Origin of the sequence: Bacillus cereus group sp. MYBK79-1 (assembly GCF_051915365.1) — a bacterium.
Taxonomy (GTDB): domain Bacteria; phylum Bacillota; class Bacilli; order Bacillales; family Bacillaceae_G; genus Bacillus_A.
In genome coordinates this window covers 175728-192827 of record NZ_JBQAEO010000006.1, presented here as the reverse complement: position 1 = coordinate 192827, position 17100 = coordinate 175728, and the positions used below count along the sequence as shown (strand labels likewise).

Sequence of the window (17100 nt, the reverse complement as noted above, 5' to 3'; positions counted from 1 at the left end):
TAATACACGTAGCAGGGATTATTTTTTTAACCTATGTGGGACATAAAATGTCACTACGGGACACAAAATGACCATAAAGGAAAAATGAACCAATGTAGTGAGGAGAAAAGATATGCGCTCATGGATTCAGAACACAAAAAAATTATTACCTGATCTGCTACCTGTTATGCAAACGAGAATGCAAATTCTTCAATACATTAGGCTCATGCAGCCGATTGGAAGAAGAAACTTATCAGCAAGTCTCGGTATGACAGAACGAGTATTGCGAAGTGAAGTTCAAGTTTTGAAAGAACAAAACTTAGTTCACGTCGCTTCTTCTGGAATGACTTTGACAGAAGAAGGAACAGCTTTAGTTCTTGCTTTGGAAGACTTTATGAAAGAAATTTCCGGGTTAAAGGTTTTAGAAAAGCAACTTAAGGAAACATTAGACTTGGATGAAGTTTTCGTTGTCCCTGGTGATAGTGATGAATCGCCTTGGGTCAAACTGGAGATGGGCCGTGCTTGTGTGACTTGTATAAAAGACCGTCTGACAGCGAATAATATCGTTGCTGTGGCTGGAGGAACTACGCTAGCTGCTGCTGCGGACATGATGCAGCTTGATTGCAAAGATTTACATATGCTATTTGTCCCAGCACGTGGTGGAATTGGAGAGGGCGTCGAATTAGAAGCCAATACCATTTGTGCCAAGATGGCGCAAAATACGATGAGTAATTATCGTTTATTGTATGTTCCAGACCATGTTAGTAGCGAAGCATATGCGTCTATTGTGACAGAGCCTTCCGTGAAAGAAGTTCTTGAGTTGATTCGATCTTCCAATATCGTCATTCATGGAATAGGTGATGCGTTAACAATGGCACGTCGCAGAAATACTTCAGAAGCAGATTGGTTAAAGATTCAAGCAAGCGAAGCAGTAGGCGAAGCTTTCGGTTACTACTTTAATGAACAAGGAAATGTTGTTCATAAAGTAAGAACAGTTGGTATGCAACTTGAGGATTTACAACATGTATCTCACGTTGTTGCAGTCGCTGGAGGTTCTTCAAAGGCAAAGGCAATACAGGCTGTAATTAAACAAGGGCACACTTCAATTCTAATTACAGATGAAGGTGCAGCAAAACAGTTAACAAAGGGTATTACCCTTTAATATAATCCCCCAAGGAGGAAATTCAAATGACTAAAATTGGTATTAATGGATTTGGACGTATCGGACGTAACGTATTCCGCGCAGCTCTTAACAACTCTGAGGTAGAAGTAGTAGCAATCAACGACTTAACAGATGCTAAAACATTAGCTCACCTTTTAAAATATGACACAGTTCACGGAACTTTAAATGCAGAAGTATCTGCTAACGAAAACAGCATCGTTGTTAACGGTAAAGAAATTAAAGTTATCGCTGAGCGTGACCCAGCTCAATTACCATGGAGCGACTACGGAGTAGAAGTAGTAGTAGAATCTACTGGCCGTTTCACTAAAAAATCAGACGCTGAGAAACACTTAGGTGGATCAGTTAAGAAAGTTATCATCTCAGCTCCAGCTTCTGACGAAGATATCACTGTAGTTATGGGTGTTAACCACGAACAATACGATGCAGCTAACCACAACGTAGTATCTAACGCTTCTTGTACTACAAACTGTCTAGCTCCATTCGCTAAAGTATTAAACGAAAAATTCGGCGTAAAACGCGGAATGATGACAACAATTCACTCTTACACTAACGACCAACAAATCTTAGACTTACCACATAAAGATTTACGTCGTGCTCGTGCAGCAGCTGAAAACATGATTCCAACATCTACTGGTGCAGCTAAAGCTGTAGCATTAGTATTACCAGAACTTAAAGGTAAATTAAACGGTGGCGCTGTACGTGTTCCAACTGCTAACGTTTCTCTTGTTGACTTAGTTGTTGAACTTGACAAAGAAGTAACAGTTGAAGATGTAAACGCAGCATTCAAAGCAGCAGCTGAAGGCGAATTAAAAGGTATCCTTGGATACAGTGAAGAGCCATTAGTATCTATCGACTATAACGGATGTACAGCTTCTTCTACAATCGATGCATTATCTACAATGGTAATGGAAGGTAACATGGTTAAAGTACTTTCTTGGTACGATAACGAAACTGGTTACTCTAACCGCGTAGTAGACCTAGCAGCATACATGACTTCTAAAGGTCTTTAATTCTTAATTATATAAGTAATCAATGACAAAACGAGGGAGAGGGTTTGTTCCCTCTCTCTCTTCTTTCGTTTTAAAAGCAAATGTGTTAAGCTTTTGAGTGGGTTTTGTCAATCCTAACTAGTAGTCGGAGGGAAATCCAATGAACAAAAAATCAATTCGTGACGTAGATTTAAAAGGTAAGCGTGTATTTTGCCGCGTTGATTTCAACGTACCTATGAAAGAAGGCAAAATTACAGATGAAACTCGTATCCGTGCAGCTCTTCCTACAATTCAATATTTAGTAGAGCAAGGTGCGAAAGTTATTTTAGCAAGTCATTTAGGTCGTCCAAAAGGTCAAGCAGTAGAAGAATTACGTCTTACTCCAGTAGCAGCACGTTTAGGCGAGCTTCTTGGTAAAGATGTTAAAAAAGCAGACGAAGCATTCGGACCAGTTGCACAAGAAATGGTTGCAGCAATGAACGAAGGCGACGTATTAGTTCTTGAAAACGTACGTTTCTATGCGGGCGAAGAAAAGAACGATGCAGAACTTGCGAAAGAATTTGCAGCTCTTGCTGATATCTTCGTAAACGATGCATTCGGTGCAGCTCACCGTGCTCACGCTTCTACAGCAGGTATCGCAGACTACCTACCAGCAGTATCTGGCTTATTAATGGAAAAAGAGTTAGATGTACTTGGAAAAGCACTTTCTAACCCAGAACGTCCATTCACAGCTATCATCGGTGGTGCGAAAGTAAAAGATAAAATCGGTGTAATTCGTCATCTATTAGACAAAGTAGATAACTTAATCATCGGTGGCGGACTTGCTTACACATTCGTTAAAGCTTTAGGTCATGAAATTGGTCTATCTCTATGTGAAGACGACAAGATCGAACTAGCTAAAGAATTTATGCAACTTGCAAAAGAAAAAGGCGTAAACTTCTACATGCCAGTTGATGTTGTAATCACAGAGGAATTCTCTGAAACTGCAACAACTCAAATCGTAGGTATTGACTCTATCCCTTCTACTTGGGAAGGCGTGGACATCGGTCCTAAAACACGTGAAATTTATGCAGATGTAATTAAAAATTCTAAGCTTGTTGTATGGAATGGACCAATGGGTGTATTCGAAATGACTCCATTCGCAGAAGGTACAAAAGCAGTAGGACAAGCATTAGCAGATGCAGAAGATACATACTCTGTTATCGGCGGTGGTGACTCTGCAGCAGCTGTTGAAAAATTCGGTATGGCTGATAAAATGAGCCACATTTCTACTGGCGGCGGTGCGTCATTAGAATTCATGGAAGGCAAAGAGCTTCCAGGTGTAGTTTGTCTTAACGACAAATAAGTAGCAGCCAAAGAAAAAGGACGGTGCAAAGCATGCGTAAACCAATTATCGCAGGTAACTGGAAAATGAATAAAACTCTATCTGAAGCAGTTAGCTTCGTAGAGGAAGTTAAAGGTCAAATCCCAGCAGCTTCAGCTGTTGATGCAGTAGTTTGCTCTCCAGCTCTATTTTTAGAGCGCTTAGTAGCGGCAACTGAAGGAACTGACTTACAAGTAGGTGCACAAAACATGCACTTCGAAAAAAATGGTGCATTCACTGGCGAAATTAGCCCAGTAGCACTTAGCGACTTAAAAGTAGGCTATGTAGTACTTGGCCACTCTGAGCGTCGTGAAATGTTTGCTGAAACAGACGAGTCAGTAAACAAAAAGACTCTTGCAGCATTTGAACATGGTTTAACACCAATCGTATGTTGTGGTGAGACTTTAGAAGAGCGCGAAAGCGGAAAAACATTTGATCTAGTAGCAGGTCAAGTGACAAAAGCACTTGCAGGTTTAACAGAAGAGCAAGTTAAAGCAACTGTTATCGCTTATGAGCCAATCTGGGCTATCGGTACAGGTAAATCTTCTTCTTCTGCAGATGCAAACGAAGTATGTGCGCATATCCGTAAAGTTGTTGCAGAAGCTGTTTCTCCAGAAGCTGCAGAAGCTGTTCGTATTCAATACGGCGGTAGCGTAAAACCAGAAAACATTAAAGAGTATATGGCACAATCTGACATCGACGGCGCTTTAGTTGGCGGTGCTAGCTTAGAGCCTGCTTCGTTCTTAGGTCTTCTGGGGGCGGTAAAATGAGAAAGCCAACAGCTTTAATCATTCTTGATGGTTTCGGACTACGTGAAGAAACTCACGGGAATGCTGTAGCACAAGCTAAGAAACCTAATTTTGATGGTTACTGGAACAAATTCCCTCACACAACGCTTACAGCTTGTGGTGAGGAAGTAGGTCTTCCAGAAGGTCAAATGGGTAACTCTGAGGTTGGTCACTTAAATATCGGTGCTGGCCGCATTGTATATCAAAGCTTAACACGCGTAAACGTTGCAATTCGTGAAGGTGAGTTCGATCAGAACGAAACTTTCCAAAATGCAATTAAAAGCGTAAAAGAAAAAGGTACTGCTCTTCATTTATTCGGTTTACTTTCTGATGGTGGTGTGCACAGTCACATGAACCATATGTTTGCTCTTCTTCGCTTAGCAGCAAAAGAAGGCGTGGAGAAAGTTTATATCCATGCATTCTTAGACGGCCGCGATGTTGGACCACAAACGGCAAAAGGTTATATCGATGCAACGAATGAAGTAATTAAAGAAACAGGAGTAGGACAATTCGCGACTATCTCTGGTCGTTATTACTCCATGGACCGTGACAAGCGTTGGGATCGCGTAGAAAAATGTTACAGTGCTATGGTGAATGGTGAAGGCCCTACTTATAAATCAGCAGAAGAGTGTGTAGAAGACTCTTATGCGAACGGTATCTATGATGAATTCGTATTGCCGTCTGTAATTGTTAACGAAGATAACACGCCAGTTGCAACAATCAATGATGATGATGCAGTTATCTTCTATAACTTCCGTCCAGACCGTGCAATTCAAATTGCTCGTGTATTTACAAACGAAGACTTCCGTGAGTTCGATCGTGGTGAAAAAGTACCTCACATTCCTGAATTCGTTTGTATGACACATTTCAGTGAAACTGTAGATGGTTACGTGGCATTCAAGCCAATGAACCTTGATAACACATTAGGTGAAGTTGTTGCGCAAGCGGGATTAAAGCAACTTCGCATCGCGGAAACTGAAAAGTATCCGCACGTTACATTCTTCTTTAGCGGTGGTCGTGAGGCTGAATTCCCAGGAGAAGAGCGTATTTTAATTAACTCACCGAAGGTTGCAACGTATGACTTGAAACCTGAAATGAGCATTTACGAAGTAACGGACGCTTTAGTAAATGAAATCGAAAATGATAAACATGATGTTATCATTCTTAACTTTGCAAACTGTGATATGGTTGGCCATTCTGGGATGATGGAACCAACAATTAAAGCAGTAGAAGCAACTGACGAATGTTTAGGAAAAGTTGTAGAAGCGATTCTTGCAAAAGATGGTGTAGCACTTATTACTGCTGACCATGGTAATGCTGATCAGGAGTTAACTGCTGATGGTGGACCAATGACAGCTCATACAACTAACCCGGTTCCTTTCATCGTTACAAAAAATGATGTAGAGCTTCGTGAAGGTGGTATTTTAGGAGATATCGCTCCAACAATGCTTACGCTTTTAAATGTGGAACAACCGAAAGAAATGACAGGTAAAACAATTATTAAATAATTTGCTTATATAAAAAGGAGAGAATTTATTATGTCAACAATTATTGATGTTTATGCTCGCGAAGTCCTTGACTCTCGTGGTAACCCAACTGTAGAAGTAGAAGTTTACACAGAAAGCGGCGCTTTCGGACGCGCTATCGTACCAAGTGGTGCATCTACTGGTGAGCACGAAGCAGTAGAATTACGTGACGGTGACAAATCTCGTTACCTTGGTAAAGGTGTTCTAAATGCAGTAAACAACGTTAACGAAGCAATCGCTCCAGAAATCGTTGGTTTCGACGTAACTGACCAAGCTGGTATCGACCGTGCTATGATCGAATTAGATGGCACTCCAAACAAAGGTAAACTAGGCGCTAACGCTATCCTTGGTGTATCTATGGCAGTAGCTCACGCAGCAGCTGACTTCGTAGGTCTTCCATTATACCGTTACCTTGGTGGATTCAATGCAAAACAATTACCAACTCCAATGATGAACATCATCAACGGTGGTTCTCACGCTGATAACAACGTAGACTTCCAAGAGTTCATGATCTTACCAGTTGGTGCTCCAACATTCAAAGAATCAATCCGTATGGGTGCTGAAGTATTCCATGCACTTAAAGCTGTATTACATGACAAAGGTCTTAACACTGCAGTAGGTGACGAAGGTGGATTCGCTCCAAACCTTGGTTCTAACCGTGAAGCATTAGAAGTAATTATCGAAGCTATCGAAAAAGCTGGTTACAAAGCTGGCGAGAACGTATTCTTAGGAATGGACGTTGCTTCTTCTGAGTTCTACAACAAAGAAACTGGTAAATATGACCTTGCAGGCGAAGGCCGTACTGGCTTAACTTCTGCAGAAATGGTTGATTTCTACGAAGAGCTTTGCAAAGACTTCCCAATCATCTCTATTGAAGATGGTTTAGACGAAAACGACTGGGATGGTCACAAATTATTAACTGAGCGTATCGGTGATAAAGTACAATTAGTTGGTGACGACTTATTCGTAACTAACACGCAAAAACTTGCTGAAGGTATCGAAAAAGGTATCTCTAATTCAATCTTAATTAAAGTTAACCAAATCGGTACTTTAACTGAGACTTTCGAAGCTATCGAAATGGCTAAACGTGCTGGTTACACAGCAGTTGTATCTCACCGTTCTGGTGAAACTGAAGATGCTACAATTGCTGACATCGCAGTTGCAACTAACGCTGGCCAAATCAAAACTGGTTCTATGAGCCGTACTGACCGTATTGCTAAGTACAACCAATTATTACGCATCGAAGACGAACTAGGCGAAATCGCTGTTTACGATGGTATCAAATCTTTCTACAACATCAAACGATAATTGTAGAAAATAACGACAGACCGTGAGAAATCACGGTCTGTTTTTTTATATTAAAACTCTTCACCCGTCATAAGTGACATGAAATGTTTAAAGAAACGGTTATAATCAAAATCAATTGCGATTTGGTGACTCGGCCAATCAATAAATGGCTTAGATTCTCCTAAAGAGCGAAAGTCCCCTATGCTTGCTCCTTGTGCATAGGATTCCGTCATGACAACGATAGGTGATTTGTGATACGTAAACATAGAGTTATCAAGTAAAGCGAGTATTGGCATCGTGTCATGAAAGGGGCTTCCTTTTAAATTCGGCAGGGCATCTTTATAATATCCGTAGTAATAATGATTGAATAACGGTTTGACGAGTGGGGCTTTTCCTTTCACTTCAATGTATTCAGCCATTTCTGGTGTAATGACAGAATACTGGGTGACGTTTAACGGGTATATATACATGTTAGCTGTGGATTGAAGGACTATATTAGCGGCAGTAGGGTCGCCATAAAAGTTCGCTTCGGAAATAGGAGTCACATTACCAGGATGTAAAAAGGCGCCGCCCATTACGTAGTAAGATTTAATTTGCTTCATTAGCTGTTTGCATACGATGAATAAAATTGCTAGGGAGGTAAGTCTTCCTAAACTGACAATAATTAATTCTTCTTTATATTGTTCAATAAGAGGAATAACTTCAAAGAAATTCTCCATTTCTCCGTTAGTCACATTTCCCTTTGGAATAATGGGACCAAGCCCTTGTTTCCCGTGTACATCTGTAAAAAAAGCGGGAGGAGCACCAGTAAGTGGACGTTCTGATCCGCCAAATATCTTGATATTTCTATCCTTTGCTTCATTCTTAAGAAAATGAGCATTTTGTACGGCCATTTCTTTTGGAACATTGCCGTAATCAGCAACAATGCCGAGGATCTCTATTTCATCGATAAAGAATGCTAAGAGGAGAGCCATCGTATCATCAATACCAGGATCACAAAAAATGAGAACTTTTTTGGGCATATGTTCACCACCTATCTTGTTTATCCCACTTTAATGGGCAGTAAGACCCCCACCTCAAAATTCAGCGAAAGCAAAGAATTTAGGTGGGGGATCAACTGCCCATAAAAGTCCGATTGGTTCAACTAATAATCAGTGGGGGATGAAGAAACCCCCCACTGATTAAAGTTTCACTTTATATATATGTAAGCTTAAGGATAAAAAGATTATTTTCTTAAAATAACAACCTTATAAATTCAGAAAATAAAAACTTCTTATATTAGGTCAAGGTTTTTGACTTAATTTTCTATTAGGAATGCAGTCATATCAAGGTTGTAAGCGTGTAACATAGGCCGTTTTTGCTGTCAAGTTGATAAATTGCAGCTTTTTACAATTTATACTATGATAAAGATATTAACAGAAGATCGTATAAACATGAGGGATGATGAACATGAAATTTACAAAGATTCTTGTCCAAATTGCTGCTCTTTACGTTTTTTATATGGTTGGAACTTGGGTACAAGAAGTGTTAAATATTCCGATTCCAGGAAGTTTGATTGGAATGTTCCTCTTAATTGTTTTACTTAGCCTAAAAGTTCTTCCAGTGAAATGGTTCGATTTAGGAGCAGAAACACTCGTAGCTATTATGCCGTTTTTATTAATTCCGCCAACGCTTGGCCTAATGAATTACGGTGCTTTTTTTATGAGTAAAGGAATTTCTCTTTTCATTACAATTGTAGCGAGTACATTTTTAATTATTATTGTCGCAGGACATACAGGACAATATCTTGCGAATAGAAAGGAAAGAGAGTCGAGATGAGCCAAATATTAATCGGAATCGGTTGGGTTCTTTTTACGGTGCTATTATACCAATTATCTAAAAAAATCTATAAATTATTTCCAACACCATTCACCATTCCAATGCTTGTAGCAACAGGATTAATGGCTTTCTTATTTATCATGCTTGATATACCATATCAACATTATATGGAAAGCGGTGGTGGCTGGATTGCAAAACTGCTGGGACCCGGTGTTGTAGCATTTGCCATTCCTCTTTATAAACAACGTCACGTTCTGCAAAAATATGTTGTACCGATTGCTGGTGGTGTATTAGTAGGGACAACAGTTGCAATAGCGAGTGATTTTGCTATTGCATCACTTATGGGAACGGATAAAAGCTTAATTTTATCTTCTTTACCAAAATCGGTGACAATGCCAGTTGCGATGAGTGTTTCAGAGCAGGTTGGTGGTGTACCGTCATTAACAGCAGCTTTCGTTGTTATCGCAGGTATTACTGGAACGATTACCGGCCCACTTTTATTAAAATGGAGCCGTGTTACAAACTCAGTTGGTAAAGGTATCGGATTTGGATGTGCTTCTCATATTATGGGTGTAATGAGAGCGATGAAAAATAATGAACATGAAGGTGTTATTGGATCGGTAACAATGACATTAACAGCAATTTTGACATGTTTGCTCGGGCCGTTATTTGCAATGATGTTTATGTAATAGAAGAAAAGCGAGAGCGACTCTATAGCTCTCGCTTTTCTATAGAATTTATGCTACAGTTAAAATAACTGAATCTTTGTAGGAGGTACGCCAAGTGCATACGTTATTATCCGTTTTACTTATTATTGTATCGATTTTAATGATTGTTATGGTACTTATGCAGTCTAGTAATAGCTCAGGCCTTTCAGGTGCAATTTCAGGCGGTGCAGAGCAATTATTTGGTAAGCAAAAAGCACGTGGAATTGAAGCAGTATTAAACCGTATTACAATTGTTTTAGCGGTTCTATTCTTCGTATTAACAATTGCTGTTACGTACTTAAATTTATAGAATTGAAAGAAGAAGCGTTAGTAAGTTGTACTAATGGTTCTTCTTTTTTTATTTTGCCATTTGAAAGATGTTTCTAATTAGATTATAGAAATATAAATATGGTACACTAAGATATAGAAAGAATACGACTAGATTACAGAAGAGAAAGAGGAGAAGTACATGATGAAATTAGCATCTCCGAAACCATTTACATTTGAGGGTGGAGACCGCGCTGTTTTATTACTACATGGTTTCACAGGAAACTCAGCTGATGTACGTATGTTAGGGCGTTTCTTAGAAAAGAAAGGCTATACTTGTCATGCGCCAATTTTTAAAGGGCACGGTGTACCACCAGAAGAGCTTGTTCATACAGGTCCTGAAGATTGGTGGCAAGACGTAATGGAGGCATATCAGCTTTTAAAAGATAAAGGCTTTGAGAAAATTGCTGTTGCTGGATTATCACTTGGCGGCGTATTTTCTTTAAAATTAGGTTATACAGTACCGGTTTTAGGTGTAGTACCAATGTGTGCACCAATGTATATTAAGAGTGAAGAAACGATGTACCAAGGTATATTGGCATATGCCCGCGAATATAAAAAACGTGAGCAAAAATCACCAGAGCAAATCGAACAAGAAATGTTGGAATTCCAACAGACACCGATGAATACATTAAAAGCATTACAACAATTAATTGCTGACGTACGTAACAATGTGGATATGATTTATGCACCGACATTTGTTGTACAAGCACGTCATGATGAAATGATTAATACAGATAGTGCTAACATTATTTATAACGGTGTAGAATCTACGTTAAAAGACATTAAATGGTATGAAGACTCTACGCATGTCATTACACTTGATAAGCAACGTGACGAGCTACATGAGGATGTATATAACTTCTTGGAGCAACTAGATTGGTAATATCTAGTTGCCTCTTTTTTTCATAAGGAATTTTTTGTGAAAACTGTAAAAATCATTAGGGGAGTATTAAAGTTTCGCTTTATACATCCCCAGTCTTTCGGATACACTAAATAATATAAGGGTTTAAAGGAGGTATTTCTGCTTGGAAGAAATCATACAAGAACATATTGATAAGTTGTTATTATTTATGAGAGAAGAAGCGTATAAACCGCTAACGATACAAGAGTTAGAAGAGGCATTTGGGATTGAAGGTTCTGAGGGCTTTAAAGATTTTGTAAAGGCACTTGTAACGATGGAAGAGAAGGGACTTGTTATTCGCACACGTAGTAACCGTTACGGTCTTCCTGAAAAGATGAATTTAGTACGTGGTAAGTTAATTGGACATGCACGTGGCTTTGCATTCGTTGTACCAGACGAGAAGAAAACGGGAGACGATGATCTTTTCATCCCGCCTACAGAGTTAAACGGTGCACTTCATGGTGATACAGTATTAGCGCGTGTTAGCGCACAATCAAGTGGATCACGCCAAGAAGGTTCGATTGTACGTATTTTAGAGCGCGGCACGAAAGAACTAGTTGGTACATATACAGAATCGAAAAACTTTGGATTTGTTATACCTGACAATAAGCGCTGGACGAGTGATATCTTTATCTTGAAAAGTGCATCAATGGGTGCTGTAGAAGGCCATAAAGTAGTTGTGAAAATTACGAGTTATCCAGAGAATCGTTTAAGTGCAGAAGGTGAAGTTATTCAAATTCTAGGTCATAAAAATGATCCAGGAGTAGATATTTTATCTGTCATTCATAAACATCATTTACCTTTAGCATTCCCTGAAGAAGTGATGGAGCATGCAAACAGTGTACCAGAAACGATTTCAGAAGAAGATTTAAAAGATCGCCGTGACTTGCGTGACCAAATGATCGTAACGATTGACGGTGCAGACGCGAAAGATTTAGATGATGCTGTTACAGTAACGAAGCTTGAGAACGGTAACTACAAGCTTGGTGTTCATATCGCGGATGTAAGTCATTACGTTCAAGAAGGTTCTCCAATTGATGTAGAAGCAGCGGAGAGAGCGACGAGTGTATATCTTGTAGACCGTGTAATTCCGATGATTCCGCATCGTCTATCTAACGGTATTTGTTCGTTAAACCCGAAAGTAGACCGTCTGACGTTATCTTGTGAAATGGAAATCAACAACCTAGGTGACGTTGTGAAGCACGAGATTTTCCAAAGTGTGATTAAAACGACAGAGCGTATGACGTATGCTGACGTAAGAAGCATTTTAGAAGATGAGGACGAAGAGTTAATCAAACGCTATGAGCCGATCGTACCGATGTTTAAAGAGATGGGGCAATTGGCACAAATTTTACGTGAAAAACGTATGCGCCGCGGTGCAATCGACTTTGACTTTAAAGAAGCGAAAGTATTAGTAGATGAAGAAGGAAAACCGACAGATGTTGTCATGCGTGATCGTTCTGTATCAGAGAAGTTAATTGAAGAATTTATGCTTGTTGCGAACGAAACAGTAGCAGAGCATTTCCACTGGATGAACGTACCATTCATGTACCGTGTCCATGAAGATCCGAAAGAAGATAAGCTGGAACGATTCTTCGAGTTTGTAACGAACTTCGGATATGCAGTAAAAGGACGTGCGAATGAAATACATCCTCGTGCGCTGCAACAAATTCTTGAAATGGTTCAAGGACAGCCGGAAGAAGTAGTTATTTCAACAGTAATGCTTCGTTCAATGAAGCAAGCGCGTTACGATTCGGAAAGCTTAGGACATTTCGGTTTATCAACTGAGTTCTATACACATTTCACATCGCCAATTCGTCGTTACCCAGATACGATCGTTCATAGATTAATTCGTGAATACATCATTAACGGTAAAGTCGACCATGAAACACAAGCAAAATGGCGTGAAAACTTACCTGAGATAGCAGAGCACTCTTCTAATATGGAACGCCGTGCTGTTGAAGCAGAACGTGAAACAGACGAAATGAAAAAAGCAGAGTATATGGTTGATAAGATTGGCGAAGAGTATGACGGTATGATTAGCTCTGTAACAAACTTCGGTTTATTCGTAGAGCTTCCAAATACAATTGAAGGTCTTGTACATGTTAGCTACTTAACGGATGATTACTACCGTTATGACGAGAAACATTTCGCAATGATCGGAGAACGTACAGGTAACGTATTCCGCATCGGAGACGAAATTACAATTCGCGTTATTAACGTAAACAAAGACGAGCGTGCAATCGACTTTGAAATCGTTGGCATGAAAGGTACACCTCGTCGTAAGTTCAAAGATCGCCCAGTCGTTATCGAACAGCCAAGAACAGGCAGAAAGAAACGCGGTGGACGTAGCGAGCGTAGTAATGAACGCGGCGGAGAACGTGGTACAGGTAGAAAATTTGACCGTGGTGGCAAAGGAAAAGGCACAGGAAAAGGAAGAGGATCCGCTTCCGCGTCAGCATCCGCTAGCCAGCCAGGGAAAAAAGATGGTAACGGCAAGAAGAAAAAAGCATTCTTCGAAAACGTACCAGGATTCAAGAAGAAAAAGAAAAAGCGTAAGTAAGAAAAAGAGGGCTTCGCTTGGATGAAAAGCGAGGCTTTTTCTTTTTTTATTGGTGGCTTGAGAGCGAGCCACTTTCGCTTTTGTGAAATCCAGCTACAGTGGCTAGAATGTTTGGCGGCTTCGCTTCTTCCCGAGAGGCAAAGAGCGCCTCAAGGTCAGAAGCTCCATCCACCTCACATTCTGAGCGAGCCACTTTCGCTTTTTATTAACATTTGTTACAATAGTAAAAATAGAGGAGGGACGTTATATGCCAAAGGGTACAGGTAAGGTTATTGCACAAAATAAAAAAGCATTTCATGATTATTTCATTGAAGAAACATACGAGGCAGGGCTTGTCCTTCAAGGAACGGAAATTAAGTCGATTCGCGCTGGACGCGTGAACTTGAAAGATGCGTTTGCACGTGTACATAATGGTGAAGTATGGGTTCATAATATGCATATTAGCACATATGAGCAAGGGAATCGTTTCAACCATGATCCACTTCGCACGAGAAAGTTACTTCTTCATAAAAAAGAAATTGAGAAGTTAACGGGTGCTTCAAAAGAAACAGGCTACGCATTAGTTCCAGTTAGAATTTATTTAAAAAATGGATTCGCGAAAATGGCACTTGGTTTAGCAAAAGGTAAAAAGCAATATGATAAGCGTAACGATTTAAAAGAGAAAGAAGCAAAACGTGAAATTGCACGCGCGTTCCGTGATCGTCAAAAGATGTAATACAGATATTTACATTTGTAAAACGACGCGCGTATGTTATAATAACTTATGTAAGATTGTTGCACATTGAAAAACAGCTCTTAGTAGCTATCACGATATTTTCTTCGTATGCTCCATTTTTATCATGGGGACGTTACGGATTCGACAGGGATAGTTCGAGCTTAGGTTGCGAGTCGAGGGGATCGGCCTCGTTAAAACGTCAAAGCCTATAATTGGCAAACAAAACAATCTTTCTTTAGCTGCTTAATTGCACTAAAGGTTCCTCCCTCCATCGTCCATGTGGTAGGGTAAGGGACTCAAACTAAGTGGACTACGCCGGAGTTCGCCGTCTGAGGGCGAAGGAAGAGAACAATCAGACTAGCAACTTGGAAGCCTGTCGATAGGCCGAAGAGTTCGCGAAATGCTAATATATCGACTACACTCGTAGAAGCTTAAGTGCCGATATTTTTGGACGTGGGTTCGACTCCCACCGTCTCCACCAATACATATTTGGTGGTTTTTTATTTTGTATGATATGAACCATAACTTTGCCATTTTGGCAAGGTTATGGTTCTTTTTGTTTTGTTATTTATAAAATACTCAAGTTGAGGACTGTACCCTTGAAACAGAAAATGAAAACATCGTTATTGATGATAAGCAGGTAGATACTATAGATACCTTTAATGATTACATGGTCTATATTTAAATCTTCATATCTTTTGTGTTTTCACTTGTATCTATTGTAAGATTATATAGAGTTCTCCTAATAAGCTGTTATAATGGTTTTTTTAGGAATTTAATATGTATAAATCTTAAATTATTTTTTTGAGATAATTTTTTATCTAACCAAGTTATATTGAAGTAGAGGTGAACCATCGGTGAGGCAGGTGTTAGTAATTAAGAATGAAAGGTCTTTAGCGAAGAAAATCGTAAGCGGTCTAACGCAAGAAGGCCATTTCATTTTAAAACTTCACAATGAAAACCAAGGTTTAAATATAGTATACGAACAAGATTGGGATATTATCATATTGGACTGGGATTCATTAAGTATGTCCGGACCAGAAATTTGCAGACAAATACGACTTGTTAAAACAACGCCGATCATTATTGTGACCGACAATATTTCTAGCAAGGATTGCATAGCAGGGTTACAAGCAGGGGCAGATGATTATATAAGAAAACCATTTGTGAAAGAAGAATTAGTAGCAAGGGTTCAAGCTATTTTAAGGAGAAGTGACTATATCCAGCAAAATGGGACAAGCTTTTTTCAGTTTAAAGACCTCTTTGTTGATGCATCTAGCAATATTGTGAAAAAAAGTGGCGAAAACCTCGTGCTTACTAAGCGCGAGTACGATTTACTTGTATTTTTAATCAAGAATAAAAATACAATATTGAGCCGTGAAATGCTTTTGAACCAGGTTTGGGGAGATAACGTAGTAGTAAATCCAAATGTAGTAGACTTATATATTGGGTATGTCAGAAAAAAGTTAAAGTGCGAGAAGAAAGATAGATATATTCAAACGATACATGGCAGAGGCTATTCAATGGTTGATTGATAGTAGAAAAAAATGAGTAAAACTATTTGATTATCAGTTTTACTCGTTTTTTTCTATTAAATCTGATAATCAAATAGTGTCTGAGAAATATTAAATGCCCGATTGGTGAGGGCTGATTAAAGTTTCACTTTATAAGAGGTGCGCATCTATTGGTTAGTGCGGAGGGGATGACTCTAGCACGCCTTAGTTGAGGCCCTATCTAATTTATTTTTAATTTAATTAACTCACACCATTCACAAGATTTTCACAGAATTAACGACTATACTTATTTACAGGATGTTCAAATGAAAATGATTATCAATAGCAATTTAGATGTATAAACGTTACTATCTAATTCAATCTATGGACTTTATCATTTTCGAACTAAATTACATAATAAGGAGTATACGTATGAAAAAAACTATGCTTTTAAAATTAGTAAGTATTCTAGCAATCTTCACTTTAATGTTAGTAGCTTGCTCAAATCCAAGTAATGACACGAAAGAGTCGAAGGCTAATAAAGAGAATGGTAGTGATAAGCCAAAAACGGTTGAAATCACTGATGCACATGGAACTGTTAAAGTACCTGTAAATCCAAAGAATGTAGTTGCTTTGGATAATAGAACGTTTGAAACTTTAGCTGACTGGGGAATTAAATTAGCGGCTGCTCCACAGGATATTATGCCTGCAGATTCAGCGTATAAAAATGATAAAACAGTTAAAAATATTGGAAATCACCGCGAACCAAATCTTGAAATTATAGCAGCGGCAAACCCTGAACTTGTAATCGTTGGTCAAAGATTTGCTGGCCATTACGAAGAAATCAAAAAATTAGTGCCAAATGCAGCTGTTATTGATCTTAATGTTGATGTTTCTGAGAAAGCTACTAAGCCTGGCGAAAACTTAGTAAAAGGACTTAAAGATTCTACAATGACTTTAGGGAAAATCTTTGATAAAGATAAAGAAGCTAAACAATTAGTAGCTGATTTCGATAAATCTATTGAAAAAGCAAAATCTGCTTATAACGGAAAAGATAAAGTTATGAGTGTTATCGTTACTGGTGGAAATATTGGTTTTGCTGCGCCACATTCTGGTCGTGTTTGGGGACCGATGTATGAAATTTTCGGTTGGACTCCAGCATTAGAAGTTACTAATTCTACTGCAGGTCATAAAGGTGATGACGTTTCTGTTGAAGCTATCGCACAAACAAATCCTGATTGGCTTTTCGTACTAGATCGTGATGCTGCAACATCGGATGCTGCAACTTCAGCTCCTGCTCAAGATGTTATTTCTAAATCACCAGCTCTTCAAAACACAACTGCTGTTTCTAAAAAACAAGTTGTTTATGCACCAGCAGATACTTACACAAATGAATCAATTCAGACTTATATAGAGTTATTTGGAAACCTTGCAAAAACTTTAGCTAAGTAGTGTAAA

General features: G+C 39.1%; 15 protein-coding genes and 1 other RNA gene. 15 read left to right on the top strand and 1 reads right to left on the bottom strand.

From position 1 onward, the window contains the following. Positions 1-112: 112 nt before the first annotated feature. The 6 genes from cggR (at position 113) to eno (ending at position 7136) form a co-directional block, all read left to right on the top strand. Positions 113-1141 (top strand): gapA transcriptional regulator CggR, encoded by a 1029-nt coding sequence (cggR, locus tag ACTFOB_RS12940; RefSeq protein WP_001258183.1) that lies wholly within the window; start codon positions 113-115, stop codon positions 1139-1141. Positions 1142-1167: 26 nt separating this feature from the next. Then, positions 1168-2172, top strand: coding sequence for a type I glyceraldehyde-3-phosphate dehydrogenase (gap, locus tag ACTFOB_RS12935; protein ID WP_000161234.1), 1005 nt, complete (start codon positions 1168-1170; stop codon positions 2170-2172). 139 nt (positions 2173-2311) lie between these two features. Next, positions 2312-3496: a phosphoglycerate kinase gene (locus ACTFOB_RS12930; RefSeq protein ID WP_001036333.1), complete on the top strand. Its 1185-nt coding sequence runs from the start codon at positions 2312-2314 to the stop codon at positions 3494-3496. Between the two features lie 32 nt (positions 3497-3528). After that, complete coding sequence (tpiA, locus tag ACTFOB_RS12925; protein WP_001231042.1) at positions 3529-4284, top strand: triose-phosphate isomerase; 756 nt, start codon at positions 3529-3531, stop codon at positions 4282-4284. Next, positions 4281-5810: a 2,3-bisphosphoglycerate-independent phosphoglycerate mutase gene (gene gpmI / locus ACTFOB_RS12920; RefSeq protein ID WP_001231145.1), complete on the top strand. Its 1530-nt coding sequence runs from the start codon at positions 4281-4283 to the stop codon at positions 5808-5810. Before tpiA ends, gpmI begins: the two co-directional genes overlap by 4 nt. A gap of 30 nt (positions 5811-5840) precedes the next feature. Continuing rightward, a complete protein-coding gene (gene eno, locus ACTFOB_RS12915; protein WP_000103948.1) occupies positions 5841-7136 on the top strand; it encodes a phosphopyruvate hydratase in 1296 nt (431 codons plus the stop codon). Between the two features lie 50 nt (positions 7137-7186). Here the strand turns inward: eno and ACTFOB_RS12910 are convergent, their stop codons facing one another. Continuing rightward, positions 7187-8137, bottom strand: coding sequence for a nucleoside hydrolase (locus ACTFOB_RS12910; protein WP_440026293.1), 951 nt, complete (start codon positions 8135-8137; stop codon positions 7187-7189). Positions 8138-8564: 427 nt separating this feature from the next. On the opposite strand from ACTFOB_RS12910, the gene ACTFOB_RS12905 reads away from it, so the two are divergent. The 9 genes from ACTFOB_RS12905 to ACTFOB_RS12865 all read left to right on the top strand — a co-directional run bounded on the left by ACTFOB_RS12905 (position 8565) and on the right by ACTFOB_RS12865 (position 17094). Continuing rightward, positions 8565-8933, top strand: a complete 369-nt coding sequence (locus ACTFOB_RS12905) for a CidA/LrgA family holin-like protein (protein WP_151632181.1) — start codon at positions 8565-8567, stop codon at positions 8931-8933. Then, complete coding sequence (locus ACTFOB_RS12900) at positions 8930-9622, top strand: LrgB family protein (RefSeq protein WP_000078299.1); 693 nt, start codon at positions 8930-8932, stop codon at positions 9620-9622. Before ACTFOB_RS12905 ends, ACTFOB_RS12900 begins: the two co-directional genes overlap by 4 nt. A gap of 94 nt (positions 9623-9716) precedes the next feature. Beyond that, positions 9717-9950 (top strand): preprotein translocase subunit SecG, encoded by a 234-nt coding sequence (gene secG, locus ACTFOB_RS12895; protein ID WP_000557263.1) that lies wholly within the window; start codon positions 9717-9719, stop codon positions 9948-9950. Between the two features lie 162 nt (positions 9951-10112). Next, positions 10113-10853: a carboxylesterase gene (gene estA / locus ACTFOB_RS12890; protein ID WP_161940854.1), complete on the top strand. Its 741-nt coding sequence runs from the start codon at positions 10113-10115 to the stop codon at positions 10851-10853. Between the two features lie 142 nt (positions 10854-10995). Further along, entirely contained in the window at positions 10996-13434 is a 2439-nt protein-coding gene (gene rnr, locus ACTFOB_RS12885) for a ribonuclease R (RefSeq protein ID WP_440026289.1), read from the top strand. A 247-nt stretch (positions 13435-13681) separates the two neighbouring features. Further along, complete coding sequence (gene smpB, locus ACTFOB_RS12880) at positions 13682-14149, top strand: SsrA-binding protein (RefSeq protein ID WP_001123922.1); 468 nt, start codon at positions 13682-13684, stop codon at positions 14147-14149. A gap of 126 nt (positions 14150-14275) precedes the next feature. Beyond that, positions 14276-14630: a transfer-messenger RNA gene (gene ssrA, locus ACTFOB_RS12875) on the top strand. A gap of 376 nt (positions 14631-15006) precedes the next feature. Then, positions 15007-15684, top strand: coding sequence for a response regulator transcription factor (locus ACTFOB_RS12870; RefSeq protein ID WP_151632188.1), 678 nt, complete (start codon positions 15007-15009; stop codon positions 15682-15684). A 390-nt stretch (positions 15685-16074) separates the two neighbouring features. Beyond that, a complete protein-coding gene (locus tag ACTFOB_RS12865; RefSeq protein ID WP_440026286.1) occupies positions 16075-17094 on the top strand; it encodes a siderophore ABC transporter substrate-binding protein in 1020 nt (339 codons plus the stop codon). Positions 17095-17100 lie beyond the last annotated feature (6 nt).

Coding starts and splice junctions, on each gene's coding strand:
- cggR (WP_001258183.1), top strand. CDS start 113: ATGCGCTCATGGATTCAGAACACAAAAAAATTATTACCTGATCTGCTA.
- gap (WP_000161234.1), top strand. CDS start 1,168: ATGACTAAAATTGGTATTAATGGATTTGGACGTATCGGACGTAACGTA.
- ACTFOB_RS12930 (WP_001036333.1), top strand. CDS start 2,312: ATGAACAAAAAATCAATTCGTGACGTAGATTTAAAAGGTAAGCGTGTA.
- tpiA (WP_001231042.1), top strand. CDS start 3,529: ATGCGTAAACCAATTATCGCAGGTAACTGGAAAATGAATAAAACTCTA.
- gpmI (WP_001231145.1), top strand. CDS start 4,281: ATGAGAAAGCCAACAGCTTTAATCATTCTTGATGGTTTCGGACTACGT.
- eno (WP_000103948.1), top strand. CDS start 5,841: ATGTCAACAATTATTGATGTTTATGCTCGCGAAGTCCTTGACTCTCGT.
- ACTFOB_RS12910 (WP_440026293.1), bottom strand. CDS start 8,137: ATGCCCAAAAAAGTTCTCATTTTTTGTGATCCTGGTATTGATGATACG.
- ACTFOB_RS12905 (WP_151632181.1), top strand. CDS start 8,565: ATGAAATTTACAAAGATTCTTGTCCAAATTGCTGCTCTTTACGTTTTT.
- ACTFOB_RS12900 (WP_000078299.1), top strand. CDS start 8,930: ATGAGCCAAATATTAATCGGAATCGGTTGGGTTCTTTTTACGGTGCTA.
- estA (WP_161940854.1), top strand. CDS start 10,113: ATGAAATTAGCATCTCCGAAACCATTTACATTTGAGGGTGGAGACCGC.
- smpB (WP_001123922.1), top strand. CDS start 13,682: ATGCCAAAGGGTACAGGTAAGGTTATTGCACAAAATAAAAAAGCATTT.
- ACTFOB_RS12865 (WP_440026286.1), top strand. CDS start 16,075: ATGAAAAAAACTATGCTTTTAAAATTAGTAAGTATTCTAGCAATCTTC.